General features: G+C 69.0%; 23 protein-coding genes. 10 read left to right on the forward strand and 13 right to left on the reverse strand.

Annotated elements, in window-relative coordinates:
* Positions 1–117: 117 nt before the first annotated feature.
* Entirely contained in the window at positions 118–687 is a 570-nt protein-coding gene (locus C8K36_RS03005) for a TetR family transcriptional regulator (RefSeq protein ID WP_107982936.1), read from the forward strand.
* On the opposite strand, the gene C8K36_RS03010 is transcribed toward C8K36_RS03005, so the two are convergent.
* Positions 672–1,457, reverse strand: coding sequence for a DNA-formamidopyrimidine glycosylase family protein (locus tag C8K36_RS03010; protein WP_107982937.1), 786 nt, complete (start codon positions 1,455–1,457; stop codon positions 672–674). The two genes, C8K36_RS03005 and C8K36_RS03010, sit on opposite strands and share 16 nt — an antisense overlap.
* A 4-nt stretch (positions 1,458–1,461) precedes the next feature.
* Positions 1,462–6,021, reverse strand: a complete 4,560-nt coding sequence (locus C8K36_RS03015; RefSeq protein ID WP_107983719.1) for an ATP-dependent helicase — start codon at positions 6,019–6,021, stop codon at positions 1,462–1,464.
* Positions 6,022–6,293: 272 nt separating this feature from the next.
* Here C8K36_RS03015 and C8K36_RS03020 point away from each other — a divergent pair, with 272 nt between their 5' ends.
* Positions 6,294–7,916: an HNH endonuclease signature motif containing protein gene (locus C8K36_RS03020; RefSeq protein WP_107982938.1), complete on the forward strand. Its 1,623-nt coding sequence runs from the start codon at positions 6,294–6,296 to the stop codon at positions 7,914–7,916.
* 14 nt (positions 7,917–7,930) lie between these two features.
* Here the strand turns inward: C8K36_RS03020 and C8K36_RS25030 are convergent, their stop codons facing one another.
* A complete protein-coding gene (locus C8K36_RS25030; protein ID WP_258194886.1) occupies positions 7,931–8,305 on the reverse strand; it encodes a hypothetical protein in 375 nt (124 codons plus the stop codon).
* Between the two features lie 133 nt (positions 8,306–8,438).
* Between C8K36_RS25030 and C8K36_RS25035 the strand changes: the two genes are divergently transcribed.
* Positions 8,439–8,681 carry a hypothetical protein gene (locus C8K36_RS25035; RefSeq protein WP_258194887.1) on the forward strand — a complete coding sequence of 81 codons (243 nt, stop codon included), beginning with the start codon at positions 8,439–8,441 and terminating at the stop codon, positions 8,679–8,681.
* Positions 8,682–8,743: 62 nt separating this feature from the next.
* Positions 8,744–9,340, forward strand: coding sequence for a hypothetical protein (locus C8K36_RS03030; RefSeq protein WP_258194889.1), 597 nt, complete (start codon positions 8,744–8,746; stop codon positions 9,338–9,340).
* A 17-nt stretch (positions 9,341–9,357) separates the two neighbouring features.
* On the opposite strand, the gene C8K36_RS03035 is transcribed toward C8K36_RS03030, so the two are convergent.
* A complete protein-coding gene (locus tag C8K36_RS03035) occupies positions 9,358–9,984 on the reverse strand; it encodes a TetR/AcrR family transcriptional regulator (RefSeq protein WP_107983720.1) in 627 nt (208 codons plus the stop codon).
* 61 nt (positions 9,985–10,045) lie between these two features.
* Between C8K36_RS03035 and C8K36_RS03040 the strand changes: the two genes are divergently transcribed.
* From C8K36_RS03040 to C8K36_RS03050, 3 genes are read left to right on the forward strand one after another with little or no spacing between them, the layout of a single operon-like run.
* Complete coding sequence (locus C8K36_RS03040; protein WP_107982940.1) at positions 10,046–10,993, forward strand: patatin-like phospholipase family protein; 948 nt, start codon at positions 10,046–10,048, stop codon at positions 10,991–10,993.
* A complete protein-coding gene (locus C8K36_RS03045) occupies positions 10,990–12,456 on the forward strand; it encodes a flavin-containing monooxygenase (protein WP_107982941.1) in 1,467 nt (488 codons plus the stop codon). Before C8K36_RS03040 ends, C8K36_RS03045 begins: the two co-directional genes overlap by 4 nt.
* Positions 12,453–13,283 carry an SDR family oxidoreductase gene (locus tag C8K36_RS03050; RefSeq protein ID WP_107982942.1) on the forward strand — a complete coding sequence of 277 codons (831 nt, stop codon included), beginning with the start codon at positions 12,453–12,455 and terminating at the stop codon, positions 13,281–13,283. Before C8K36_RS03045 ends, C8K36_RS03050 begins: the two co-directional genes overlap by 4 nt.
* On the opposite strand, the gene C8K36_RS03055 is transcribed toward C8K36_RS03050, so the two are convergent.
* On the reverse strand, positions 13,280–14,809 hold the full coding sequence (locus C8K36_RS03055) for an aldehyde dehydrogenase family protein (RefSeq protein WP_107982943.1): 1,530 nt from the start codon (positions 14,807–14,809) through the stop codon (positions 13,280–13,282). The genes C8K36_RS03050 and C8K36_RS03055 overlap by 4 nt on opposite strands.
* The gene (locus C8K36_RS03060) at positions 14,806–16,059 is read right to left on the reverse strand and encodes a VOC family protein (protein ID WP_107982944.1); all 1,254 of its coding nucleotides are present in this window, start codon (positions 16,057–16,059) and stop codon (positions 14,806–14,808) included. Before C8K36_RS03060 ends, C8K36_RS03055 begins: the two co-directional genes overlap by 4 nt.
* Positions 16,060–16,124: 65 nt before the next feature.
* Between C8K36_RS03060 and lat the strand changes: the two genes are divergently transcribed.
* From lat to C8K36_RS03075, 3 genes are all read left to right on the forward strand, one after another.
* Positions 16,125–17,462, forward strand: coding sequence for an L-lysine 6-transaminase (gene lat / locus C8K36_RS03065; protein WP_107982945.1), 1,338 nt, complete (start codon positions 16,125–16,127; stop codon positions 17,460–17,462).
* Positions 17,463–17,571: 109 nt separating this feature from the next.
* Entirely contained in the window at positions 17,572–19,158 is a 1,587-nt protein-coding gene (locus C8K36_RS03070; protein ID WP_107982946.1) for an MBL fold metallo-hydrolase, read from the forward strand.
* Between the two features lie 80 nt (positions 19,159–19,238).
* A complete protein-coding gene (locus C8K36_RS03075) occupies positions 19,239–20,054 on the forward strand; it encodes a tyrosine-protein phosphatase (RefSeq protein WP_107982947.1) in 816 nt (271 codons plus the stop codon).
* A gap of 13 nt (positions 20,055–20,067) precedes the next feature.
* Here the strand turns inward: C8K36_RS03075 and C8K36_RS03080 are convergent, their stop codons facing one another.
* From C8K36_RS03080 to C8K36_RS03110, 7 genes are all read right to left on the reverse strand, one after another.
* The gene (locus tag C8K36_RS03080) at positions 20,068–20,421 is read right to left on the reverse strand and encodes a hypothetical protein (protein ID WP_107982948.1); all 354 of its coding nucleotides are present in this window, start codon (positions 20,419–20,421) and stop codon (positions 20,068–20,070) included.
* A gap of 11 nt (positions 20,422–20,432) precedes the next feature.
* Positions 20,433–20,765, reverse strand: a complete 333-nt coding sequence (locus C8K36_RS03085; RefSeq protein ID WP_107982949.1) for a hypothetical protein — start codon at positions 20,763–20,765, stop codon at positions 20,433–20,435.
* Positions 20,765–21,166 (reverse strand): DUF1707 SHOCT-like domain-containing protein, encoded by a 402-nt coding sequence (locus C8K36_RS03090; RefSeq protein ID WP_107982950.1) that lies wholly within the window; start codon positions 21,164–21,166, stop codon positions 20,765–20,767. The genes C8K36_RS03085 and C8K36_RS03090 overlap by 1 nt, the downstream gene beginning before the upstream one ends.
* Positions 21,167–21,255: 89 nt before the next feature.
* On the reverse strand, positions 21,256–23,046 hold the full coding sequence (locus tag C8K36_RS03095; RefSeq protein ID WP_107982951.1) for an acetyl/propionyl/methylcrotonyl-CoA carboxylase subunit alpha: 1,791 nt from the start codon (positions 23,044–23,046) through the stop codon (positions 21,256–21,258).
* Positions 23,047–23,203: 157 nt separating this feature from the next.
* Positions 23,204–24,631: a condensation domain-containing protein gene (locus C8K36_RS03100; RefSeq protein WP_107983721.1), complete on the reverse strand. Its 1,428-nt coding sequence runs from the start codon at positions 24,629–24,631 to the stop codon at positions 23,204–23,206.
* Between the two features lie 111 nt (positions 24,632–24,742).
* Entirely contained in the window at positions 24,743–25,156 is a 414-nt protein-coding gene (locus C8K36_RS03105; RefSeq protein WP_107982952.1) for a SufE family protein, read from the reverse strand.
* Positions 25,153–26,076, reverse strand: coding sequence for a sulfurtransferase (locus tag C8K36_RS03110; RefSeq protein WP_107982953.1), 924 nt, complete (start codon positions 26,074–26,076; stop codon positions 25,153–25,155). Before C8K36_RS03110 ends, C8K36_RS03105 begins: the two co-directional genes overlap by 4 nt.
* Between the last annotated feature and the right edge of the window lie 37 nt (positions 26,077–26,113).

The raw sequence follows: 26,113 nt of genomic DNA on the forward strand, positions 1-26,113 counted from the left end.
GCCGCCTTCCGCGAAGATTCTGACTACACCCGTTGTCAGATTAGGATCGGGAGCGGAACTCGGTCAAGACCTGGAGGGCAGTTGAGTACGCAGCGGCGGACGTGGGCCGGGACCGGCATGGAGGAGCGCCGTGCCGCCCGGCGCGATGCGCTGCTGGCCGCCGGGATCGACCTGCTCGGTGCGGAGGGCGGCGCGGCCGTCAGCGTCCGAGCCGTGTGCCGGGCGTCCGCGCTCACCGAGCGCTACTTCTACGAGAGCTTCGCCGACCGTGACGAATTCGTGCGCGCGGTGTACGAGGACGTCGGCCGGCAGGCGCACGACGCGCTGGTGGAGGCCGTTGCGTCGTCCGGATCGCCCCGCGAGCGGGCGGCCGCGGCGGTGTCGGCGTTCGTCGAGTTGATGGTCGACGATCCCGCGCGCGGTCGGGTCCTGCTCCTCGCACCGCTCACCGAACCCGCCCTGGGTGGCCGGGGATTGGAGCTCGCCCCGGCCTTCGTTCTCCTGGTGCACGAACAACTCTCGCGGATCGCCGACCCCGACGAGCGGCAGATGACCGCCGTCGGATTGGTGGGTGCACTCACGAGCCTGTTCATCGGCTACCTCGACGGCACGATCGTCACGTCCCGGGAGCGGTTCGTCGCGCACTGCGTCGCGCTGCTCGACACCGCCGGTCAGCGCATCGGCTGACAGTTGGGGCAGTAGAAGATCGAGCGCTCGCGCCCGGGTTCCTCGCCGAACTCGTCGGCCACGATCAGCGTGCCGCACCGCAGGCACGGATTGCCTCCGCGCCCGTACACCCAGCCCCGGCGGCCGGGCCGACGGTCGCCGGTGGTGACGCGAACGACGCGGTCGCGGTTGGCCTGCAGCAGTCGGTGCGCGAGGTCGACCACCTTGGGTAGATCCGGCACTCGGTCGGTGGGGGAGCGTGGGTCGACGCCGCGCAGGAAGCAGATCTCGTTGCGGTACACGTTGCCGATGCCCGCGATGATCCGCTGGTCCAGCAGCGCCGCACCGATCGGACGGTTGCCTGCCGCAGCGAGGTTTGCGGTCGCGATCGCAGCGTTCCAGTCGGGGCCGAGCAGGTCCGGACCCAGGTGACCGACGATGCTCTCTTCTTCGTTGCGGCCGACCACCTCGGTGATGCCGAGTGAGAATCCCACGGCGACAGTGTCTTCGGTGCCGAGGATGATGCGTGCTTGGTGTGCGGGGCGCTTCCAGCGGGCGCCGCGCGGATACACGTGCCACGCGCCCTCCATCTTCAGATGGGTGTGGATCGTGTGCTCGCCGACGCGCGCGAGGAGGTGCTTGCCGCGCGCCACGACCGAGTCGACCTTCTCGCCGGACAGGTCGACGGTCGCGTAGCGGGGCACGCGGATGTCGCACTCGGTCAGGGTGTGACCGGTCAGTGCGGCGTCGAGGCGGCGTGCGGCCTGCCAGACGGTGTCGCCTTCGGGCATCAGCTCACGCCCGCAATCGGAACCCGCGCGGCGTCGCCGAGAATCCCACCTCGGTGAGCAGGGGGGCGAAGTCGTTGCCGTGGATGGTGACTCCGTCGACCTTCTCGACGACGACCTTGTCGATGCCGCCGCGCTTGACGGTGGCGGCCAGGGATTCGGCGGCGGTGCGCAGTGCACCGACGTCGTCGGTGAACGTGAGCACGGTGCGGCCGCCGCGTTCGACGAACAACACCAACTCGCCCTCGACGAGGACCACGAGGCCACCGGCCTTGCGGCCCGGGCGATGTTTCGGGGCGTCGGGATTCTTGCTGCCGGACATCGTCGGCGGCCACGGGAGCGCAGCGCCGTACGGGTTCGCCGGATCGCACGCCGCGAGGGTGACGGTGGGGGCGGCCGCGTGGCGGCCCTCGATCGACTCGCTGTACGTCCGCAGGCGGTCGACGACATCGGGGATCGAGAACTGCGCTCCACCGAGCGTGTCGACGAAATAGCCACGCCGACAGCGTCCGCCGTCCTCGAAGCCGCGCAGCACCTTGTACATCAGGGCGAATCCGCCGGGCACGTTCTCGCTGACCACCGAGCCGCGGGTGACGATGCCGTACCGCTCGAGCAGCAGGTCCGCCGTTGCGTGCGCCCGCAGCGTCGGGTCCCGTTCGGGTTCGGGGAGCAGCGACCAGCGACCACCCGCGGTTGGCGGACCGGTCCGCGTGGGCATCGTGGGACGTCCGAGGCGGCGATACGCATGCGCGCGGGGTGCGCGGCGTGGCGTGCGGTGACTGGGCGTGGAGCGGGAGGTGGCGGACAGCAGCGCCCGCACGGGGGCCAGCGTGTCGTTGCCGAGGTACCCGGCCCACACCAGATCCCACAGCGCGGTGGTGAGTACGGCGTCGTCGACGCCACCGGAGGGGGTCAGGCCCCCGGCACCCAACGTGTCCGACAGCTGCCGGAAGAAGTACGCGCCGCCGCCGGCGAGCGCGTCGAGGATGCTGCGGTGGACGTCGGTGAGCTCGATATCGTCGGGTTCGGCGAGAGTGAGCGGCGACGACTCGGCCAGGTGCAGGCTCACCCAGCCGTCCTTGCCGGAGATCTGCCCGGCCCCCGACCACAGCACCTCACCGGTGGCGGTGAGTTCGTCGAGCATCGCGGGGGAGTAGTCCCGCACCCGGGATCCGAGGATCAGTGATTCGAGCGCCGATGCGGGAACCGGCACGCCCGCAAGCTGTTCCACGACGGTGACGACGCCGTCGAGCCCGCGCAGCGCCCCGCCGACGTGCTGCCAACTGGGCAGGAAACGGCCCAGCGTCGCGGTGCTCACCGGTTCGACCTCTTCGCGCGCGGCGGCGAGGGACCGTCGGCGCAGGCGGCGCAGCACCTCGGCGTCACACCATTCGTTGCCCGACGCGCCGGGGCGGAACTCGCCTTCCACGACACGTTTCTCGTTCGCGAGACGGACCAGCACATCTCGGGCTACCGCCGGGCCGATCCCGAACCGTTCGGCCGCCTCGGCGAGCGTGAACGGTCCGTGGGTGCGGGCGAAGCGGGCGAGCAAATCACCCAGGGGGTCGTCGACGGGTTCGATGAACGCGGCCGGCGTGCCGATGGGGAGCGGCACGCCGAGTCCGTCGCGCAGGCGAGCCGCGTCCTCGATCGCCGTCCACCATTGACGTCCCGCGAACGAGACATGCAGGGCGCGGCGGTGGTCGACGAGTTCGGTGAGCCACGGCGTCGGGTCGGACGTCGAACGCGCCGCGGCCTCGTCGGTGGTGAGCGGGCCGAGCAGGCGCAGCAGGTCGGCCACGCCCTCCTTGTCACGCGCGCGCCAGTCCGGGACCAGGCGTTGCAGTTCGTGTTCGGCCTTCGCGATGACGTCGGCGTCGAGGAGCTCGCGCAGTTCGACGCGACCGAGCAGCTCGGCCAGCAGCGTCGAATCGAGCGACAGTGCGGCGGCACGGCGTTCGGCGAGCGGGCTGTCGCCCTCGTACATGAACGCGCCGACGTAGTCGAACAGCAGCGCACTCGCGAACGGCGACGGCGTTGCCGTCTCGACCTCGACTATCCGGATCTGCCGACGACCGATGCGCCCGAACAGGTCTCGCAGCGCGGGCAGGTCGTAGACGTCCTGCAGGCATTCACGGACCGTCTCGAGCAGTATCGGGAACGTGGGGTACTTGCGGGCGACGTCGAGCAGTTGCGCCGACCGCTGCCGCTGCTGCCACAGCGGTGCCCGCTTGCCCGGAGTGCGGCGCGGTAGCAGCAGTGCCCGCGCGGCACATTCACGGAACCGCGACGCGAACAGCGCTGAGCCGCCCACCTCGTCGGTGACGATGTCCTCGATCTCGTCGCGCTCGAACGCGAACAATTCCGCACCGGGCGGGGTGTCCTCGGTGTCTGGCAGACGCACGATGATGCCGTCGTCGGAGGCGGTCGGCGCGGCGTCGACGCCGAACCGTTCCCGAAGACGGGCCCCGACCGCGAGCGCCCACGGCGCGTGCACGCGCAGGCCGTACGGCGAGTGCAGGACCAGACGCCAGTCACCGAGTTCGTCTCGGAAGCGCTCGACCACCAGCGTCTTGTCGGTGGGCACGCGTCCGGTGGCCTGCTGCTGGTCCGAGACCAGAGCCGCGAGGTTGGTGGTGGCATTCGTGTCGAGCCCGGCGGCCACACAGCGCGATGCGACCTCGTCCGGTGTGCTGGTGGACAACTCGCGCAGGAACCCGCCCAGGGCCTCACCGAGTTCGGCGGGCCGGCCCAGACCGTCGCCGTGCCAGAACGGGAGACGTCCGGGCAGTCCGTAGGCGGGACTGACGAGGACCCGGTCGAATGTGATCTCCTCGATCCGCCAACTGGTCGCGCCGAGCGCGAACACGTCGCCGACACGGGACTCGTAGACCATCTCCTCGTCGAGTTCACCCACTCTGGACTGCCGCTCACCCACCATGTAGACGGCGAACAGGCCGCGATCGGGGATCGCGCCGCCCGACGTCACCGCAAGGCGCTGCGACCCCGGGCGTCCGGTGAGGGTGCCGGCGTCGCGGTCCCACACCAGTCGCGGTCGCAGCTCGGCGAACTCGTCGGACGGGTAGCGGCCGGCGAGCAGGTCGAGCGTCGACTCGTACGCCGAGCGCGGCAGGGTCGCGAACGACCCGCTCCGACGGACCACGTCATACCAGTGCTCGACGTCGATCGGCTCGAGCGCGGTGGCGGCGACCGTCTGCTGCGCGAGGATGTCGAGCGGATTGGCGGGGATTTCGAGGGCCTCGATCTTCCCGCTGGTCATACGTTCGACGGTGACGGCGCAGTGGATGAGGTCGGTGCGGTGCTTGGGGAACAACACGCCGCGGGAGATCTCGCCCACCTGGTGTCCGGCGCGGCCGACGCGCTGCAGACCACTGGCGACCGAGGGCGGCGCCTCCACCTGAACGACGAGATCGACGGCGCCCATGTCGATTCCGAGCTCGAGGCTGCTGGTGGCGACGACGCAGCGCAGGCGTCCGGACTTGAGGTCGTCCTCGATGATCGCGCGCTGGTCCTTGCTGACCGACCCGTGGTGGGCCCGCGCGAGCAGGGGATCGGCGCCGTAGTTGACCTCGGTGGGCGCCCCGATCTGCGCGGGCGGCTTGCCCTGCTTCTCGACGGTGCCACCGAGGCGTTCGGCGTAGATCTCGTTGAGGCGCGCGGTCAGTTTCTCGGCGAGACGGCGAGAGTTCGCGAACACGATCGACGAACGGTGCTCGAGAATCAGATCCACGATCTGTTCCTCGACGTGCGGCCAGATCGACCCGGACTGCGGAGTCGGCGACATCGAGTCCGGATCTGGTTCCGCGATACCGAGTTCGGTCATGTCCTCGACCGGGACCCGCACCGTGAGATCGAACGTCTTGGCGGCCGGCGGCGCCACGATGCGGATCGGTGCCGCGCCCGCGAGGAAGCGGCCCACCTCCTCGTGCGGTCGCACCGTCGCGGACAGTCCGATGCGCTGGACCGGCTTGTCGCGCAGCAGGTCGAGGCGTTCGAGCGACAACGCCAAGTGCGCGCCGCGCTTGGTGCCGGCCACGGCGTGAACCTCGTCGACGATGACGGTCTCGACCCCGGCGAGTGTCTCGCGCGCCGCCGACGTGAGCATCAGGAACAGGGACTCGGGAGTGGTGATGAGAATGTCGGGCGGCGTCTTGATCAGCTTGCGGCGCTCGCCTGCGGGGGTGTCGCCCGAGCGGACGCCCACGCGGACCTCGGGTGGCTCGAAGCCTAGGCGCTTCGCGGTCTGGGTGATGCCGACCAGCGGCGCCCGCAGGTTCCGCTCGACGTCGACGCCGAGCGCCTTGAGCGGCGAGATATAGAGGACCCGCGTGGTGCGATCCGCGTCGTCGGTCGCCGTCGCCAGCCTGTCGAGTGCCCACAGGAAGGCCGACAGCGTCTTGCCCGAACCGGTGGGCGCGACGACGAGGGTGTGCGCCCCGCTCGCAATGGAATCCCACGCGCCCAACTGGGCGGCCGTGGGGGCGTCGAAGGCGCCGTCGAACCACTCCCGGGTGGGCGCGGAGAAACGGTCGAGGACGGCGTCCATGCGAACCATCTTGCCCGCCGCCACCGACAGGCGCTGAGATCCGTCCGGCCGCGCTGTCCGCGTAGTACTTTCCGGAACAAACACAAGAACGATCGGTCTTCACCTACGACGGGCGGGGCGGCATGGAGACGTTGAACTCACCACCAGCCAGTCGACCACTCGTTCTTCGTGCCCACCATCGTCCTGGCCGTCACGACCGTCGCCGCGGGTGCCGGGCTGGGTCTGTTGCTGGGCTGACGATCTTGTCGGAGGGTACCGCTAGCATCGAATGCATGTTCGATACGGGGGTGGCGGGCGGAGGCGCGTTGGGCGATCCGGCAGTGGGTCTGCAGGAGCGACACGCGCGGATTGCCCGTGAACAGTATTGCGAGATCGACGCGGTCACCACGCTGTTCGTGGCGCGATGCGAGGAGGACGCGCGGGCCGGGCGGAACGAGGCCCACCAGGGCGAGTTCGTGCACGTCGAGGTCGCGAGCATTCTCGGACTGACCGAGCCTGCAGCGCGGCGCATGATCGGACTCGGGTGCGAGCTGCGGTGGCGATTGCACCTGGTCGGTGCGTATTTCCGTGCGGGGCGAATCGATCTCGTCAAGACGTATGCGCTGGCGGAGGTCTTGGCGAACGTCTCCGACGACAAACTCGTCGAGATCGAACGGTTGTTGCTCGACGGGGCCGGGCGGATGTCGACAACGCGGCTGCGGGCGCGGGCGCGTCGACTGATCGCCCGACTCGACCCGGACGGAGTTCGTGAGCGCCGTCGCAGCGCCGAGCGAGACCGCGACGTGCGGGTAGTTGCCGGCGAGGACGGGATGTCCGGTGTCGAGGGCGTGGTGCCTGCAGCCGGAGGCCGGATCCTCGCCGAGCGGCTGCGGGCGATGGCTTTCGGGGTGTGCGCGCGCGATCCACGGACGCACCCGCAACGGCGCGCTGACGCGCTGGTGGCACTCGCTGAGGGGCACGGTGGGCTCACGTGTACATGCGGACGTTCGGATTGCACCGCCACTTCAGATCCTCAGCCCCGCTCCGGGGTAAGGGTGCAGCTACTGGTGGGCGTGAACGCCACGACGCTGCTCGGGTTGGATGATCGGCCGGGGTTCCTGTTCGGGCACGGACCGATCGATGCGGACCTGGCTCGTGATCTCGCTGCCGACGCGACCTGGAGACAGGTCCTCACGCTCACTGAACGGGATCGGGCACGGTTGGGTCGAGAACAACCCGCCGGCGCGAGACCTCCCGGCTCGATTGCCGGTGTCGGGCGCACTTGCCCGCGACCGGGAACACCGCCGGCCGTCGTGTCGGAACGGACCCAGCGGTGGCGACGGGAACGGACGTACCGCCCCGGCGCGCAACTTGCGGACGTCGTCCGCACGAGGGACGGACTGTGCCGGTTCCCGAATTGTGTTGTTCCCGCGCAGAATTGCGACATTGACCACACGATCCCGTTCGGGCACGAAAACCCCGAACGCGGCGGGCTCACCGTCGAGGACAACCTGGCGTGCCTGTGCCGGACTCATCACCGGCTGAAGACTCTCGGCGACTGGTCCGTACGGCAGATCGGTGGCGGTCGGCTGGAATGGGCAGATCCAGCGGGACGGGTCACCGTCACGACGCCCCAGGGGCCGTTCGCCGATCCCGTGGAACCAGACCTGCATTCCGGCGTCCATCCAGCATTGCTCGCCCGGCTCACAGATGCGCATACGCTGCAACGACTCCGGCCGTCGGCAGTCGAGGCCGACATCGAGTATCTGCTCGATGCGCGTGTTTCGCCTGCTGCGCGACCCCGCGCGCGCCGGCGAACGCGGAATCCCGGGACGATTCGGTCGAGGTGTGGGCCTCGCTCCACTTCGAGTCCCAAGGACACTGGGGCGGATGCGGCTGAGTCGCCTCCGTTCTGAGCGACTGGATGGCGCTACATCGCGCGGTAGAGATCCGAGCTCGCCTTGCACGCGTGGGCGAGGCGGTCGATTCGGTCGGGAGCGGCGATGGGCCAGTCGACACCCGCTTCCATCAGTTCGGTCGTAGCCTCGTCGCCGATCGTGACCGGATTGTCGCCGCGCGGATTACTTTCGCGATCACCGCGATTCGACAGCGCAACGACGTCGGGCAACAGGTCGGTCTCCGGGCGTGGCACGTTCACGGCGCCGTCGCGTCGGGTCGTGTGGTTCGTGGTGTCGTGGAACGACAATGTGGTGAAGTCACGCCCGCGCGTCAGCGCCAACTCCGTCATCCGGGCGAGCAGGCCATCGCGGGTCCGTTCGTAGACGCCGAGCCCACGGTCGGCCACCGCGATGAACGTCTCCGCCAGCCCAGCGCCGCACGATCGGGCCGGTGGACATGTCGGTGAAATCGAACTGCAGGCGTCGGGTGAACTCGGGTGCGAGGAACGGCGCCAGTTCCTCGGGGATCCGGTAGCCCGAATGCGGACAGCTGACGAGGAGATCCGCGTCCTCGAGCGCCTGGTCGAGCGTTCGATCGTCGCGGCCGGCGAAGAACACGATGTCGTCGGCCGTGAATTCCTCTGGCGCGGTAGGGAAATGCGGTCGAATCGGACATCCCCGGACGTTGCGGGATCGGCGACGGCCCGCGTCGTCGAAGTCGGTCGAGAATCGGTCAGGAATCTCGGTAAGGCCGTACAGACCGGCCTGCACTCATTAGTCTAATGGATGTTCCGGACGGTCTTTGACCAGGTCGGGGCCGTCTTCCCGCAAGGAGGGAGCTCCCCGTGAAACTCCACAGGACTGCTGCTGTGTCCGTGCTTGCGATCGCCGCGCTCGGTGTCGCGACGGGTACCGCCTATGCCGAGCCCGGTCCGCCGACTCCCGGTGCGATCCACTACCAGACGCAGATCGGTGCGAACGGTACGTCGCTCGACACCGTGCTCGATGCCGGCACCTTCCGGGTCGCCGGGAACTCCGTCGACGTCGTCGACCCGGCCGGCGCCACGGTCGGGACGGTCCCGCTCACCTACCGGGTGGCAGGTGTCGACGTACCCCTGGTGCCGTCCGTCGACGGGAACAGGCTCACCCTCACGCCGGCGGTCCCCGCGCAGGGAGTGGGTGCGCTGCACAACGTGGACGCCCGGCAGGACGCCTACTCCAACATGGTCGGCGAGATCGAGAAGGGTTGGGTCAACGGCGGCCAGATGAACGCGCAGATCGGCGCGGGTGTCGGAGCTGTCGTCGGCTGTGTGCTGTTCCTGTTCGTCGGCTGCATTCCGGGCGCGGCGATCGGTGGCGCGATCGGTGCGGCAACCGGAATCACCAACAACAACCCGGTGGTTCAGCCCGCCATTTTCGATTTCATCGCCACGCTCTACTGACCGAGCCGGGAGGACGGTCAGGAGCCGACGCTCGCCCCTGAGTCGGGGAGGGGCGAGCCTCGGAGTAGCAGGGCCCGCAGGTTGTCGGTAACGATGCGTGCCGAGATGGTCGGGTCGATCGCGCGCTGGATCCCCAGCCCCACGCCGAGGCTCAGGATGCTGCGCGCCGCGTCGTCGGGAGGCAGTGGCAGTTCGATGCCGGTCGCTGTGGTGAGCGAATTGACCAGTGCCAGAACCATTCCGTGAGCCATCCCGAGCGTCGACGCCAGCGCCGCCTGGACCTCGGGATCGTGTCGGCAGGCCGCGATGAACTCGAACTCGAGCATCGTCCAGCCCACGTCTCCGAGGGTGTGTTCTGCCCAGTCCTGGATGCGGTCGAGCAGTTGGTCCAGTCCGCCGTCGGCGGCGACGATCACCGCCACCTCCTCGAACTTCGTCGTGTGGATCAGTTCGAGGACCTCGAGGCACAACTCTTTCTTGCCGCGGAAGTTCGAGTAGACCGCGCCCTTGGAGTACCCGGCCGCCTCGGCGACCTTCTCGAGCGACGTCGCCGCGTAGCCGTCGGTGAGGAACAGGTCGCGGGCGGTCGCGAGCAGATCCGCGCGGGTGCGGGCTTGGCTCTCCGATCTGGTCAAACGTGCCATGCGGTCATTCTCCACGACCATTGGGCTACCGCGGGTATCTGAATGCTGTTAGTTTCTGAGTATGACGTCGAGTGACACACATCTCAGTCGTGGCTTGGTCATCGGGTGCGGGGGAACGCTGGGGGCCGCGTGGACCGTCGCGGCGCTGGTCGCGGTACGCGACGCGCTCGGGTGGGATCCCCGGGGCGCGGACGCGCTCGTCGGCACGTCGGCGGGCGCCGAACTCGTGACGATGCTCGGCAGCGGGATCGGGGTCGACGAGATCCTTGCAATACAACTGGGGGAGTCCATACATCCGGTACTGGCAGCGCACCTCGCGGGCGCGCCCGGACGATTGCCTCCGTTGCCGAAGCCGCGTCTCGGCTCGCCAGGCCTGCTCCGGCGGGGCCTGCCCACCGTGACCGGGCTGAGCGGGTTGCTGCCGGAGGGCGGCGGAGACGCGGGGTGGCTGGACCGTCTCGCCACGGGCGTCGCGGACGCCGGGGGTTGGGTTGCCCACCCCGCCACGTGGCTGGTCGCGATGGACTACGCCACCGGTGAGCGGGTGGCGTTCGGAGCGCAGGGGGCGCCGAACGCGACGCTGTCGGAGGCGTTGCGGGCGTCGTGGGCGATCCCGGGCTGGATGCCGTCCGTCCGAATCGACGACAGGCGGTTCGTCGACGGCGGTGCGGCGTCCACGGCATCGGCCGACCTGTTGGCCGGTCGCGGACTCGACGAGGTGATCGTGCTGGCGCCGATGGCCTCTCAGGGCCGGATCCGGGCGAGCGGGGCGGCGGTTCTCGAGCGCCTGATGCTGCGGAACTGGATGAGCGCCGGACTCGATGCAGAGTGTGCGGCGCTGGAGGCGGCCGGCACGCGCGTCATCCGCGTCGACGCAACCGCCGAAGATCTCGCGGTGCTGGGGCCCAACTTCATGGACGACCGGCGTCGGCTCGCCACCCTCGAACACTCGCTGCGTAGCACCCGCACCGCGGTGGAACGCGCCCTCACGACAGGAGTTCGTGCATGACCCGCCATCACGAGGTGATCGTCGTCGGTGCCGGGATCTCGGGCATCGGCGCCGTGATCCGGCTGCAGCGTATGGGGATCGATGACGTTGTCGTCCTGGAGAAGGGCGACGCCCTCGGCGGGACCTGGCGGGACAACACCTATCCCGGGTGTGCGTGCGACGTACCGTCGGCGCTGTACTCGTACTCGTTCGCACCCAACTCCGACTGGAGTCGGCTGTTCGCGGGTCAGGACGAGATCCGCGGGTACATCGAGCGGACGGCATCGGAGCACGGCGTCCACGAGCGCGTCCGGTTCGGCACGGAACTGGTCCGGGCCCAGTGGGACGAGACGGCGCGACGGTGGGTGCTGGAGACGTCGAACGGAACGTTCACGGCGAACGCGGTCATCGCGGCTGCAGGCCCGTGGAATCAGCCGCTCATCCCGGATATTCCTGGGCTCGACGGCTTCACCGGCGAGGTGTTCCACTCGTCGCGCTGGAACCACGACTACGAGCTGGCGGGCAAGCGTGTCGCCGTCGTCGGGACGGGGGCGTCGGCGGTGCAGTTCGTTCCCGAAATCGCGCCGACGGTTGGCGAGTTGCACCTGTATCAGCGCACTGCCCAGTGGGTGCTGCCCAAGCCCGACACCGCGTTGCCGGGCACGGTCCGCTCCGTCATGGGCGCGGTGCCCGGTGCGCTGAATGTCCTGCGGCGCATCCAGTACGGGATCATGGAAGCGCTCGGTGTCGGGTTCCGCAACCCGTGGATCCTGCGGGTGATCCAGCAGATCGGACGCGCCCAATTACGGGCACAGATCCGCGACCCGCAGCTGCGCCGATCGCTCACCCCCGACTACACCCTCGGTTGCAAGCGCCTGCTGATGTCCAACACGTACTACCCGGCCCTGAACCGGGTCAATGTCGAGGTGCACTCGAACGCGGTCCAACAGGTGCGGGGCAACGTCGTGGTCGGCGCCGACGGTCAGGAACGTGAGGTGGACGCCATCATCTTCGGCACCGGCTTCCACATCCTCGACATGCCCATCGCATCACGGGTGTTCGACGGCCACGGCCGCAGTCTCGACGACCACTGGAAGGGCAGTCCGCGGGCCTATCTCGGCACCACCGTGGCCGGGTTCCCCAACGCGTTCGTGCTGCTCGGCCCGGCGCTGGGCACCGGGCACACGTCGGCGTTCATGATTCTCGAGGCGCAACTCGACTATCTGACGGCCGCGATCGCCGCCGCGCGCTCGGCGGGGTGGACCCGCATGGAGACCCGCCCCGAGGTGCAGGCCGCGTTCAACGCCGAGGTTCAACAGGCGTTGGGGACGACCGTCTACAACGCCGGTGGGTGCCAGAGTTACTTCCTGGACGTCAACGGCCGCAACAGTTTCAACTGGCCGTGGTCGACCGGTCGCATGCGGAACAGGTTGCGGCACTTCGACGAATCCGCTTACCTGACGTCTACGGAGGTGTCGTCGTGACCCGGTATCCGGACATCGCCCTCGCCGGTGCGCGCGTACTCGTGACCGGCGCCGGCCGGGGCATCGGCCGAGCCACCGCCAAGGCGTTCGCGGCCCGCGGAGCGATCGTGGCGCTCGCCGACATCGACCGGACCGCAGTCGAGTCCGCGGCCGACGGTCTCGGCACCGCGCACGTGCTGGACGTGCGATCGCGTGCGTCGTGGGATGCATGCGTCGCCGAGGTGGGCCCGATCGAGATCCTCGTCAACAACGCCGGAGTCATGCCGGTCGGCGGGTTCCTCGACGAGTCGGATGCCACCGGCGAGATGACGATCGACGTCAATGTGTGGGGGCCGATCCACGGTATGCGCGCCGTGGTGCCCGGCATGATCGAGCGCGGTTGTGGGCACGTCGTGAACGTCGCGTCGCTGGCCGGGAAGATCGCGATCCCCGGACTCGCCGTGTACAACGCCAGCAAGTATGCGGCCGTGGGACTCTCGTCGGCGGCGCGTGTCGAGTTCGCCGAGCACGGCGTGAGTGTCAGCACGGTGCTGCCCAGTGCCGTTCGGACCACGCTCACGTCGGGCATCCCGCTCGGGAAGGGGCTGCCGACCGTGGATCCGGAAGACATCGCCGACGCCGTCGTCCGCACGGTTCGCACCCGCCGCGCCGAGACGCCGGTGCCCGGCTACCTTGCGGCCCTCGACCTGGGCCTGGCGATAGCACCGGAACCGTTGGTGCGCATGATCCGTCGCGCTGTGGGCGGCAAACGGGCCCTCACCCGCGTCGACCCCACCGCACGCGCCGACTACGACGCTCGGTTGCGGCGCGACGAGCAGGCCGGCTAGCCGAACTCCACACCCTGTGCGAGGGGGAGTTCGTCGGAGTAGTTGACGGTGTTGGTGGCGCGGCGCATGTACGACTTCCAGGCGTCCGAGCCGGATTCGCGTCCACCGCCGGTGTCCTTCTCGCCGCCGAACGCGCCGCCGATCTCGGCGCCGGACGTCCCGATGTTGACGTTCGCGATGCCGCAGTCGGAACCGTCGGCGCCGAGGAACCGTTCGGCCTCGCGCTGGTCGGTGGTGAAGATCGCTGACGAGAGCCCCTGCGGAACACCGTTGTGCAGTTCGATCGCCTCGTCGAAGGTGTCGTACGCGAGCACGTACAGGATCGGCGCGAACGTCTCGGCCCGCACGATCGCGGTCTGCGCCGGCATCCGGACGACCGCGGGCGTGACGTAGAACGAGCCGCCGGCGCCGACCCGCTCGCCGCCGGTCACCACCACACCGCCGTCGGCGCGTGCGGTGTCGAGGGCGGCGTGCATCGCGTGGTAGGCGGCGCCGGAGATCAGCGGGCCCACCAGGACCCCGTCGTCGAACGGATCGCCCACCGGCAGTTGTCGGTACGCGTCGGCGATTCGGTTGGTCACGTCGTTGACGATCGAGCGGTGCACGATCAGCCGTCTCAGGGTGGTGCAGCGCTGTCCCGCGGTGCCTGCCGCCGCGAAGACCACCGCGCGCACCGTCAGGTCCAGGTCGGCCGACGGCGTCACCACCGCGGCATTGTTGCCGCCCAACTCCAGCAGGCAGCGGCCGAACCGTGCGGCCACCCGCGGCGCGACAGCCCGGCCCATCCGCACCGACCCGGTGGCGCTCACCAGGGCGACCCTCGGGTCGTCGACCAACTGCTCGCCGACGACGGCGGTGCCGAGCACCACGTGGTGCAATCCGGCGGGCGCGTCGCAGTCCGCGATCGCCCGGTGGAGCAGTGCGTCGCACGCGAGCGCCGTGAGCGGCGTGGTCTCCGACGGCTTCCACACCACCGGATCGCCGCACACCAGCGCCAGCGCGGTGTTCCACGACCACACGGCGACCGGGAAGTTGAACGCCGAGATCACAGCCGCCACACCGAGGGGATGCCACGTCTCCGACAATCGGTGCCCCGGCCGCTCCGACGCGATCGTGCGCCCGTACAACTGCCGGGACAGTCCCACCGCGAACTCGCAGATGTCGATCATCTCCTGGACCTCGCCGAGCGCCTCGGAACGGATCTTGCCCGCCTCCAGGGTGACCAGATCGGCGAGGTCGGTCTTGTGTTCGGTGAGTAGTTCACCGAGTCGGCGCACCACCGCGGCCCGCTTCGGGGCCGGCACGGTCCGCCATGTCGAAAACGCCTCGGCGGCGCGGCCGATCGCGGCGTCGACGTCGGCGGACGTGCTGGGATGCAGGAACGCGAGGACGGAACCGTCGATGGGCGTGCGCGCCGAGATCGGGGCAGGCCCTGCATCTCCCGCGATCTCGGGAAGTGTTGCACCGCAACGCCCGAGCGCCGCGATCGCGCGACCCGCCAACACGCCGGTGCCGGGAAGTGTCATCGTCCGGGTCCTCCTGACTGCTCCTGCTGACGTCGATACAGCTCGTAGGGATCGTGGATGTCCCGGCCGATCGCCTCTGCCAGCGATGCGCGGGAGAAGTCGGCGCCGTGCTCTCCGGACGTGGAGGCCGTGTCGGTATCGAGATTGGATCGGAAGATTCCGGCCGCCGACTTCGGTAGGAAGTCCTCGTACACGATGGGTGCCCGCACACCGTCGTCATACGTGAAGTAGGCGAACTCGTGCTTCTCGAGTTCGTCTTCCGATCGTGGGAACCTGCTGTCCCACATGCCTTTCACGTTCGCTGGATCCGTATCCAGCAGCTCGTCGTACAGCGCGCGACCGGCCTCGGTGAGCGCGATCCCGCGGGCCTCGACCTCACCGAACCGCACCCGGAGTTCGCCGTCGGTGACCGAGCCGTCGGGCAGCGCGAAGCGGCGTGGTTCGGCCAGCGCCCGGAACGATGTCTGCCGCAGCAGCACCGGCGGTCCGTCCCACCGCGGCGGCCCCTGAATTCGGTCGATCATCGCGATGCCGCGCGCCGCCATCCGTGCGTACAGGTCGTCGATGTCGAGCACCCGCGGCGTCAGGTGGTTGATGTGGGTGCCGGTGACCCCGCCGATGTCCGCGGCCACCGCCGACACCCGCTCCAGTTCGCGGTACCAGCCGAGGTCCACCGGTTCGTGCGACAACTCGAACACCGACGTCGCGAGGGAGACGAACCGCTGCGCCTGCGTCTCGTCCAGACCGCCGTCGTCGGCCGCCCGCCGGGCCAGCGACAGCAGCACGTCGGGGAACAGGCGTCGACGCGACAGGAAGCCGTCGAGTTGGCGCTGCAGGTCGGCGTCGAAAAAGCGCCGATCCGATGTGGTCAGCATCGACGTGAACACCCGGAACGGGTTGCGCGCCAGTTCGTCGGGGTCGATCGGTCGGAAAGCGGTCGACACCACCGGCACCGGGGGAGCGGCCTCGCGCAGGTCGTAGAAGCCGACCGGATACATGCCGAACCCGGCGAACAATACCGCGACGTCGTGCATCTCGGCGGGCGTGCCGACCCGGATCGCGCCGTGCCGCTCCGCCGTCACCCGCGAGATGCTGCCGAGGCGCTCCGCCGAGTCCGGATGCGCGGACAGGAAGTCCGCATTGACCTGTTCGGTGACCTCCACCAGGGTCGCGTAGGCGGGCACCTCGCGGCCGTACATGCGAGACAGCGCCGCAGCGAATCTCGACCGCAGTTCGTGGATTTCGGCCATCGCCCCTCGATCGTACGAGCCTCGATGGCCGGACGTGGGCCGGAACGCTGACGTAGCCTTTTCGTATGAGCACCGCGGTCCGCCCCGCGGCCGGTGACTCGGACCTACCGGCCGGGCGAGTGCACGACGTCCTCCGAGCGCACATGCTCGCGGACGGGTTCGACCTCGTCCTCGACCTCGAGGCCTCCCGCGGCGTGAGCGTGATCGATCAGCGCGACGGCACCGCCTATCTGGACATGTTCGGCTTCTTCGCGTCATCGGCGCTCGGCATGAACCATCCAGCGCTCGCCGACGACGGTCAGTTCCGCCACGAACTCGCCACCGCCGCGATCAACAAGCCCAGCAACTCCGACGTCTACACCGTCCCGATGGCGCGCTTCGTCGACACGTTCGCGCGCGTCCTCGGCGACCCCGCGCTGCCGCACCTGTTCTTCGTCGACGGCGGCACCCTCGCGGTGGAGAACGCGCTCAAGGTCGCGTTCGACTGGAAGAGCCGCCGCAACGAGTCGGCGCGACGCGATCCGGCGCTAGGGACCCGGGTGCTGCATCTGACCGAGGCGTTCCACGGCCGCAGCGGCTACACGCTGTCGCTCACCAATACCGACCCCGCCAAGATCGCGCGGTTTCCCAAGTTCGCGTGGCCGCGCATCGACGCGCCGTACCTCGCCGACGGCCGGGACGTCGAAGCGGCGGAGGAGCGCGCACTCGCGCAGGCGCGTCGGGCGTTCGCCGACCACCCGCACGACATCGCATGCTTCATCGCCGAACCGATCCAGGGGGAGGGCGGCGACCACCACTTCCGGCCCGAGTTCTTCCACCGCATGCACGACCTGTGCGTCGAGCACGACGCGCTGCTCATCTTCGACGAGGTGCAGACCGGGTGTGGGCTCACCGGCACCGCGTGGGCGTACCAGCAGATGGGCGTGCACCCCGACGTCGTCGCGTTCGGCAAGAAGACCCAGGTGTGCGGGATCATGGCCGGGGGCCGCGTCGACGAGGTCCACGACAACGTCTTCGAGGTCAGCTCGCGGATCAACTCGACGTGGGGCGGCAACCTCACCGACATGGTCCGGGCCCGGCGGATCCTCGAGGTGATCGAAGAGGACCGGCTGATCGACCGGGCCCGGCTGTGCGGTCAGCATCTGCTCACCCGGTTGGAGGAACTCGCGGCCGCGCACGCCGCAGTCACCGAACCCCGAGGCCGCGGTCTGATGTGTGCGATCACGCTGCCGACCTCCGCGGTCCGGGATCGCGTGGTGACGGAGTTGAGGGATCGCGAGCACGTCCTGTTCCTCGCGACCGGTGAGCGGGGCATCCGGTTCCGGCCGCCGCTCACCGTGACGATCGCCGAACTCGACGCGGCGGTCGAGGCCCTCGACCGAGCGGTCGGGCGGGCAATTTAGGGCATTCAGTCCTCGATACCAGGTGTTTCGGCCCACAACCGTGGTGCGCCGGGTGGGTCCGGGGCGTCCTCTCGTTACGATTGTCGAGGTCTATCGAGGAGGCAGACGAGTGCAGATCACCAGCGTCGGACACGCCGGATTCCACATCCAGACCGAAGCGGGGTCGATCCTCTGTGACCCGTGGGTGAACCCCGCGTACTTCGCGTCGTGGGTTCCCTTCCCGGACAACACCGGTCTCGACTGGGACGCTCTCGGCGACGTCGACTACCTGTACGTCTCGCACCTGCACAAGGACCACTTCGATCCGGAGACGCTCACCAAGCACGTCAACAAGGACGCAACAGTCCTGTTGCCGGACTATCCGGTGCCGGACCTCGAGCGTGAACTCCGCAAGCTGGGCTTCACGAAATTCTTCGAGACGCAGGACTCCGTCAAGCACCGCATCAGTGGCAGCGCCGGAATTCGGGTCGCTCCGCAGGCTCCGCTCCAGCCGGGCGACCTGGACGTCATGATCATCGCGCTGCGCGCGCCCGCCGACGGACCGATCGGCGACTCCGGTCTCGTCGTCTCCGACGGCGAGACCGTGTGCTTCAACATGAACGACGCCCGCCCGGTCGACATGGACCCGATGCTCGAGGCGTTCGGCAAGATCGACATCCACCTGCTGCAGTACTCGGGCGCGATCTGGTACCCGATGGTCTACGACATCCCGGCCGGCACCAAGCGCAACTTCGGCAAGCAGAAGCGCCAGCGCGGCATGGACCGCTGCCGCAGCTACATCGAGCAGGTCGGCGCCACGTGGGTCGTGCCGTCCGCCGGTCCGCCCGTGTTCCTCGACGACGAACTGCGTGACCTCAACGACGATCACGGCGACGAGGGCAACATCTTCCCCGACCAGATCGTGTTCCTCGAGCAGATGAAGATCCACGGCAACGACGGCGGCTTGCTGATGATCCCCGGGTCGACTGTCGACATCCACGGCGAGAAGGCGACGCTCGCGCACCCGATCCCGGACGCCGACGTCGACCGCATCTTCACCGACAAGGCCGCCTACATCGAGGACATGGCGCAGCGCATGGCGCCCGTCATCGCCGCCGAGAAGGCCACGTGGGCGCCCGCCGAGGGCGAGCCGCTGCTCGGCCCGCTCAAGGCCAAGTTCGAGCCGATCATGGCGCAGTCCGACGTGATCTGCGACGGCATCGGCTACCCGGTCGGTCTGGTGATGGGCGACGAGACCGTCGTCCTCGACTTCCCGAACCGCACGGTGCGTGCGCCGCAGGAGGGCGACGGCAAGTACCGCTACGGCTTCCGCATCGCGCCCCAACTGGTGCGCACCGTGCTGCGCGACGACGAGCCCGACTGGGTCAACACGATCTTCCTGTCCACGCGCTTCGAGGCGTGGCGCGTCGGCGGCTACAACGAGTTCCTCTACACGTTCTTCAAGTGCCTCACCGACGAGCGCATCGCATACGCCGACGGCTGGTTCGCCGAGGCGCACGACGACACCGCCTCGATCGAGGTGGGCGGCTACGAGATCCAGCGCCGCTGCCCGCACCTCAAGGCCGATCTCAGCAAGTTCGGCGTCGTCGAGGGCTCCAACCTGACGTGCAACCTGCACGGCTGGCAGTGGGATCTCGAGACCGGCCGCTGCAAGACGTCCAAGGGCCACGAGCTGCGGTCCGAGAAGCTGGGCTGACGCACCCACTCACACGACACACGCCCGCCCGCAGAGACTCCGAGGAGCTTCGGCGGGCGGGCTCGTCTAGATTCGGGCGCATGACGTCAATCCCCGGCGCGACGCCCGGCGCGAGCATCCCGATCGAGTCCGTCCCCAACCTGCGCGACATCGGGGGCCACCGCACGCGAGACGGGGCCACCATCCGATTCGGGCACTACTACCGCTCGACGGACCTCAGCAAGATCACCGTCGACGACGCTCCCCGCCTCGCGGACCTGGGTCTGGTCACGGTCTTCGACCTCCGTACCCACTCCGAGCGGGAGGCCGCGCCGGACCGGTTGCCGCCCACCGCGCGGGAAGTCGCGCTCGACGTCCTCGCGGACAAGGCGCTGCGGTCGGTGCCTGCACAGATGCAGGCGGTCATGTCGGACCCGTCGATCGCGGTATCGATGCTCGGCGAGAACAAGGCCGTCGACTACTTCCTCGGCAGCTACCGCGACTTCGTGACCCTGCCGAGTGCCCTCGCGTCGTATCGCACCCTGTTCACGGATCTGGCGGCGCGCCACACCCTGCCCGCCCTGGTGCACTGCACGACCGGTAAGGACCGCACGGGCTGGGCGACGGCATCGCTGCTGATGCTCCTGGGGGTCGACGAGGACGACGTCTTCGACGAGTACCTGCTCACCAACGCGCAACTGCTGCCCGCGTTCGCGTCGGTGTTCGACAAGTTCACCGAGGCCGGCGGCGACCCGGAACTGCTCAAGCAGGTGCTCGGCGTCCGCCCGGAGTACCTCCAGGCAGCGCTGAAGCAGATGCGCGAGTCGTTCGGTTCGATCGAGGGCTACTTCGCCGACGGACTCGGAATCGACGCCGCGGGTCAGGACGCGATCCGCACCCACCTGCTCGAGGGCTGACGGCCTCGGGTGCTCACACCGGTATCCGCAGCGGCCGCGCGAGCACCCGGGCCAGCACGAGTCCGATCACGATGCCGACGGCGTCGGCCGCGGCGTCCCACACCGATCCGCTGCGCTGGATCGGCAGCGAGCCCTGCAGGACTTCCGAGATCGCCGCGAACGCCAGCAGCCAGGCAGCGGTCCAGGCTGCGCTGATACGGGCGTAGCGGGACGTGAGGGCCAGCGCGGTGAACATCAGCGCGTGCGTGAGCTTGTCGCTGTTCTCCGGACCGCTCGGAACCGTCGAACCGGGGGAGAACAGCATCACGAGCACGATCACCGTGGCGATCGCGAGCGGCACGAAGCGCCTGTCGATCCTGTCGATCATCTGCAGCGGCCTCAGCGTTCCGTGACGGCCAGGCCGAGTGCGCCCTGCGCGAACCCCCGGACCGCGGCGGTGGCGGCGGTGAGGGCGGTGTCCTGGCCGGGGCGTGCCCAGCCGCTCAGAGTGCCCTCTGGGCTCAGACCCACCTCGGCGAGCAGTTCACCCGTCGTGGGCTCGCACACGGCCCACGAATAGTGCTCCTCGGTTGCCCACTGCTGGGTTCGTGCGGTGACGTAGCCCGGGTCCTCGATGCCGCCGTCGCGGAGCGCGGGCCGGTCGTCGACGCGCTCGTCGGCACGGAGCGCGCGCAGGTACCAGGAACCCGCGTTGATCTCGATCGGTTCCATCAGCGGCCGCCGCGTCCTCTCCTGCCGTCCCTGCCGCCGAACAGGATCGCCGCGGTCGCGGGAATCAGGAGGAAGAACAGCCAGCTGTTGTCGATCGGCACCAGGAAGAACAGTGCCAGCGCCAAGAACGGAATCACCGCCATGACGGTGTTGCGCCACGTCACGTCGCGGTCGGCGGCCGGGGCCTCGGGAGAGACCGTCGCCGGCGCCGACGGCGTGAGCGCCGGCAGATCGTCGAACACCCTGTCCAGTTGTCCGCGGGTGGTGGCCGACGCGATCTTCCCGGTGCGCTCGTCGAACTCGGTGACCGTGAGCCGACCGTCGGAGAAGTGTTGTGTGAGCGTCTCGAGAGCGCGCTCGCGTTCGACGGTGCCGACGCGGATCTCCGGAAGATCTGACATGGCGTAAAGACTACTGCCCGAACAGCACTGTGCGCGCCTCGCGAATCGCGAGGCGCGCACAGTGCGTGGTTCAGGGGTGGTGCGGGGTCTTACTTGAGCTCGGCCAGGACCGTGCCCTGCGTGATGGCGGCGCCGGCCTCGACCGACAGACCCGTCACGACACCGGCCTTGTGAGCGGTGACCGGGTTCTCCATCTTCATGGCCTCGAGGACCGCGATCAGATCGCCCTCGGCGACCTCCTGGCCCTCCTCGACGGCGACCTTGACGACGGTGCCCTGCATCGGGGCCGTCACGGCGTCGCCCGAGGCGGCACCGGCACCGGCGCCACCGCGCTTGCGCGCCTTCGGCTTCTTACGGATGGCACCGGCAGCCGCGCCGCCCGTGCCGACCGAGAACGAACCGGGCAGCGAGACCTCGACACGACGGCCACCGACCTCGACGACGACGGACTGACGCGGCAGGTTCTCGTCTTCGTCTGCCGGGGCGCCCGCACCGGCGTAGGGCTCGATGGTGTTGTCCCAGTCGGTCTCGATCCACTTGGTGTAGATGTCGAACGACTCGCCGTTGCCGACGAATGCCGGGTTCTCGACGATGTGGCGGTGGAACGGGAGGACGGTCGCGAGGCCGTCGATCTCGAACTCGGCCAGGGCGCGCGATGCTCGCTGGAGGGCTTCTTCGCGGGTGGCGCCGGTGACGATGAGCTTGGCGAGCATGGAGTCGAACTGTCCGCCGATGACGTCGCCGGCGACGACACCGGAATCGACGCGCACGCCGGGGCCCGAGGGCTCGCGGTAGACGCTGACGGGGCCGGGAGCCGGCATGAAGCCGCGGCCGGCGTCTTCACCGTTGATGCGGAACTCGAAGGAGTGTCCACGCGGGGTGGGATCTTCCTTGATGGAGAGTTCTTCACCGTTGGCGATGAGGAACTGCTGACGCACGAGGTCGATGCCCGCGGTCTCTTCCGTGACGGGGTGCTCGACCTGCAGGCGGGTGTTGACCTCGAGGAAGGAGACGGTGTCGCCCTGCACCAGGTACTCGACCGTTCCGGCGCCGTAGTAGCCGGCTTCCTTGCAGATGGCCTTGGCGGACGCGTGGATGCGGGCGCGCTGATCGTCCGTCAGGAACGGCGCGGGGGCCTCCTCGACGAGCTTCTGGAAGCGACGCTGCAGCGAGCAGTCGCGGGTGCCGGCGACGACGACGTTGCCGTGCTGGTCGGCGATGACCTGAGCCTCGACGTGGCGGGCCTTGTCCAGGTACTGCTCGACGAAGCACTCGCCGCGACCGAAGGCGGCGATCGCCTCACGGGTGGCGGACTCGAACAGCTCCGGGATTTCCTCGATGGTCTGCGCGACCTTCATGCCGCGGCCACCGCCACCGAAGGCGGCCTTGATCGCGACCGGGACGCCGTACTGCTTGGCGAACTCGACGACCTCGTCGGCGTTCTTGACCGGATCCTTGGTGCCGGCCGCCATCGGAGCCTTGGCGCGCTCGGCGATGTGGCGGGCGGTGACCTTGTCACCCAGGTCGCGGATGGACTGCGGCGAGGGGCCGATCCAGATCAGGCCGGCGTCGATGACGGCCTGCGCGAAGTCCGCGTTCTCGGACAGGAAGCCGTAGCCGGGGTGGATCGCGTCGGCGCCGGACTTCTTGGCGGCGTCGAGGATCTTGTCGAACACCAGGTAGGACTCGGCCGACGTCTGGCCGCCGAGGGCGAAGGCCTCGTCAGCCAGCTTCACGAACTGCGCGTCCGCATCCGGCTCGGCGTAGACAGCGACGCTGCCGTAGCCGGCGTCCTTCGCGGCTCGGATGACCCGCACAGCGATTTCGCCGCGGTTGGCGACGAGCACCTTCGTGATCTGCGCGCTGGCATGAGTGGGCACTGAGCCTCCTGTGTTTCGCATGGTCTGTCCCCGTGGATCACCTGTGGGGTCACCGGCGGGTATCTATTGGCATCTCATCGGAGTGTATGCATCAATCCGATAGACGATGTAACCGGATAGCGCTTACACATTAGGTGCTCAGATCGGCATCGCAACACTACTGATCAGTAGTGGCGCCCTCGGCTGCGACGGCGGTGGGCAAGTTCGCCCGGACGGGTTCCGTGGCCGACACGACGTCGAGCATGGCCCGGCGCGCGCGATCGAGGAACAGCAGCACGCCCTCCGTCGCGGTGTCGGTTCCGGGGAATCGTGCGGAGACGTTGAGTCCGTGCGGAGTTCGGTTCACCCAGACGTACACGTCGTGGGTGTAATGGCGGCTGCGCAGGGCTCGGGCGTGGATCTCCGGCCACTGCTGAGCCATCGGGACGAAGCGGACATCCATGTACGAGACGACGAACCGTGGCCGGATCGGTGTCCGCAGGATCTCCTCGACGCGCGCGAACGGAACCTTGGCCGCGGGCTTGGTGAGGGTGATCGCAGCCGCCGCCCGCGCCGCGGCCTCGGCGAAGTCGGCCGCGCCGGCGATGTCGAATTCGATCGGGGCGAGCCCCACGAACCAGCCCAGCGACGTGGCCCAGTGCGGATCGTTGCGGGTGTGCACGGGCGACACGGTGCGGAAGACCGTGTCGCCGCTCAGTTCCGCACCGGCCCGCGCCAGGCACGCCAGCACCCCCGCGAAGAAGTTCTGCCCGGCACGGTGGCTCGCAGTGTTGAAGGCGGCGGCCTGCCCGGCGTCGAACACCCACTCCGACACCGCCCGCTGCGCGACCCGACTGTCGGGACGTGGGCCCAGATCGAGCGGGAAGTCCGACAGCCTGCCCTTGCTGCGCGCGAACGCCGACCGCCAGGACTCGACTGCCGGATGGGTGTGGTCGATCGCCGCCGCCGTGGCCCGTTCCTCGGAGCCGAAATCGATGTAGCTGCCCGCCGGGACGAGCAGCGACGGCCGCCCCGTCAGCACCTCCGTGTACAGGCTGGTGATCTCGTGCGCCACCAGCACCACCGACAGCCCGTCGATGATCGAGTGATCGGCGGCGAAGAAGATGGTGCACTCGGGTTCCGGATCGGAGTGCTCGAGCGTGACGAACAGGTACGCGGGCCAGCGATGCGGCGACGTGAGCTCGTCGAACAGGTCGTGAACCCGGTCGTAGACGGTGTCCTCGTCGAACTCGTACTCGTGCCGAACCTCGTTGAGTTCGATACCGCCCGGGTCGATCGTGCGACGCGTGATGCGCCCGTCGTGCTCGAGGGCCGCATGGGTGCGCAGCGGTTCGTGGCGTTCGATCCACATGCCGACCGCGGTGCGGAATACGTCGTGATCGAGGTGCCCCGGGATCCGGAACGCGGCACCCAGCCACGATTCCCTGCCGTCGTCGTGCGTGCCGTCGGCGGTACGGCGCAGGTGCGCCTCGTGGATGTACGACGCCGGGCGGCCGTCGTCCATCCATCCCGTCGTGGCTTCCGGTAGCCACTCGGTGAGCATGCCGGGGGAGATCGCGTAGTCCGCGAGCTCGGTGAATTCCATCGTGGAGAATCCAGTCTCTTGTCCCGCCGCGGTGGCGGCGGTGAAGATCGTCACAGTGAACCTGCCGGGGAGGGTCGCTCCCCGGTCAGTGGTGCAGCGGAAGGTGTCCGCTCAGTTGCGCAGGTGGCGCTTGATACGGGCGAGCATCGCGCTCATGCCGCGCAACCGCAGTGGGCTGACGGCGTCGGCCAGGCCGAGGTTCGAGTAGAAGTCGTCCGGAACCGCGAGAATCGTTGTGGCACTGTGTCCGTCGAGTCCCTGGTGAAGAATCGACGCGAATCCCCGGGTGGTGGGGGCTTCGGCGGGGGCACTGAAATGCAGGCGCACCTTCTCGGGGTCGGAGCTATCGACGAACAGGAACAGCGGCGACTGGCACTCGGGGACCGGCTCCATCGCGTCCTGCTCGAGTTCGGCGGGCAACGGTGCGAGCTCACGGCTGAACTCGAGGAGCAACTGCAGCTTGTCCTGTCCGTCGACGGCGGCGAAGTCGTCGACGATCTCGGCAAGGCTCTCGGGCAGGCTCACGACGCCGCTTCCTGGGTGGAACCGGGCGCTGCGCCGGGCACGGCCCCCGGCTCGTCGCCCTTGACGATCGGCACCCGCACGACGTTGCCCCATTCCGTCCATGAACCGTCGTAGTTCCGGACGTTCGGGTATCCGAGCAGATGCGTCAGGACGAACCACGTGTGGCTCGACCGCTCACCGATGCGGCAGTACGCGACCACGTCGTCGTCGTGCGAGAAGTCCGCGTAGATCTCCTCGAGTTCCGGGCGGGTCCGGAACCGGCCGTCGGGGGCCGCGGCGCGCGCCCACGGGATCGATACCGCGGTCGGGATGTGACCGCCGCGCAGAGCGCCCTCTTCCGGGTAGTCCGGCATGTGCGTGCGTTCGCCCGTGTACTCCTGCGGCGACCGGACGTCGACCAGCGGGCCGTGGCCCAGGTGGGCGAGGACGTCGTCCTTGAACGCGCGGATCGAACTGTCGTCGCGCGCGATCACCGGGTACCCGGTGGGGGCCGGCATCGGGACGTCGAGCGTGGTGTCGCGGTTCTCCGACAGCCATGCGCCGCGGCCGCCGTCGAGCAGCCGGACGTCCTCGTGACCGAAAAGCGTGAACACCCACAGCGCGTATGCCGCCCACCAGTTGCTCTTGTCGCCGTAGATCACCACGGTGTCGTCGCGGGCGATGCCCTTGCGACTCATCAGTTCGGCGAACTTCTCGCCGTCGATGTAGTCGCGCGTGACCGGGTCGTTGAGGTCCAGGTGCCAGTCGATCTTCACCGCGCCGGGGATGTGGCCGATGTCGTACAGCAGGACGTCCTCGTCCGACTCCACGACCTTCACGCCGGGCGCTCCCAGGTTGACGGACAGCCACTCGGTCGAGACGAGCCGCTCCGGATGGGTGTACGCAGCGAACGCGGGGTTGGGATCGGGCGCGACGGGCACGGGTGGGCTCCTGAGGCAGGTGTGGATGGAGGGTGGT

It is taken from the genome of Rhodococcus sp. OK519, from assembly GCF_003051005.1.
Classification (GTDB): domain Bacteria; phylum Actinomycetota; class Actinomycetes; order Mycobacteriales; family Mycobacteriaceae; genus Prescottella.

Coding starts and splice junctions, on each gene's coding strand:
- C8K36_RS03005 (WP_107982936.1), top strand. CDS start 118: ATGGAGGAGCGCCGTGCCGCCCGGCGCGATGCGCTGCTGGCCGCCGGG.
- C8K36_RS03010 (WP_107982937.1), bottom strand. CDS start 1,457: ATGCCCGAAGGCGACACCGTCTGGCAGGCCGCACGCCGCCTCGACGCC.
- C8K36_RS03015 (WP_107983719.1), bottom strand. CDS start 6,021: ATGGACGCCGTCCTCGACCGTTTCTCCGCGCCCACCCGGGAGTGGTTC.
- C8K36_RS03020 (WP_107982938.1), top strand. CDS start 6,294: ATGTTCGATACGGGGGTGGCGGGCGGAGGCGCGTTGGGCGATCCGGCA.
- C8K36_RS25035 (WP_258194887.1), top strand. CDS start 8,439: ATGCGGACAGCTGACGAGGAGATCCGCGTCCTCGAGCGCCTGGTCGAG.
- C8K36_RS03035 (WP_107983720.1), bottom strand. CDS start 9,984: ATGGCACGTTTGACCAGATCGGAGAGCCAAGCCCGCACCCGCGCGGAT.
- C8K36_RS03040 (WP_107982940.1), top strand. CDS start 10,046: ATGACGTCGAGTGACACACATCTCAGTCGTGGCTTGGTCATCGGGTGC.
- C8K36_RS03045 (WP_107982941.1), top strand. CDS start 10,990: ATGACCCGCCATCACGAGGTGATCGTCGTCGGTGCCGGGATCTCGGGC.
- C8K36_RS03055 (WP_107982943.1), bottom strand. CDS start 14,809: ATGACACTTCCCGGCACCGGCGTGTTGGCGGGTCGCGCGATCGCGGCG.
- C8K36_RS03060 (WP_107982944.1), bottom strand. CDS start 16,059: ATGGCCGAAATCCACGAACTGCGGTCGAGATTCGCTGCGGCGCTGTCT.
- lat (WP_107982945.1), top strand. CDS start 16,125: ATGAGCACCGCGGTCCGCCCCGCGGCCGGTGACTCGGACCTACCGGCC.
- C8K36_RS03075 (WP_107982947.1), top strand. CDS start 19,239: ATGACGTCAATCCCCGGCGCGACGCCCGGCGCGAGCATCCCGATCGAG.
- C8K36_RS03080 (WP_107982948.1), bottom strand. CDS start 20,421: ATGATCGACAGGATCGACAGGCGCTTCGTGCCGCTCGCGATCGCCACG.
- C8K36_RS03085 (WP_107982949.1), bottom strand. CDS start 20,765: ATGGAACCGATCGAGATCAACGCGGGTTCCTGGTACCTGCGCGCGCTC.
- C8K36_RS03090 (WP_107982950.1), bottom strand. CDS start 21,166: ATGTCAGATCTTCCGGAGATCCGCGTCGGCACCGTCGAACGCGAGCGC.
- C8K36_RS03100 (WP_107983721.1), bottom strand. CDS start 24,631: ATGGAATTCACCGAGCTCGCGGACTACGCGATCTCCCCCGGCATGCTC.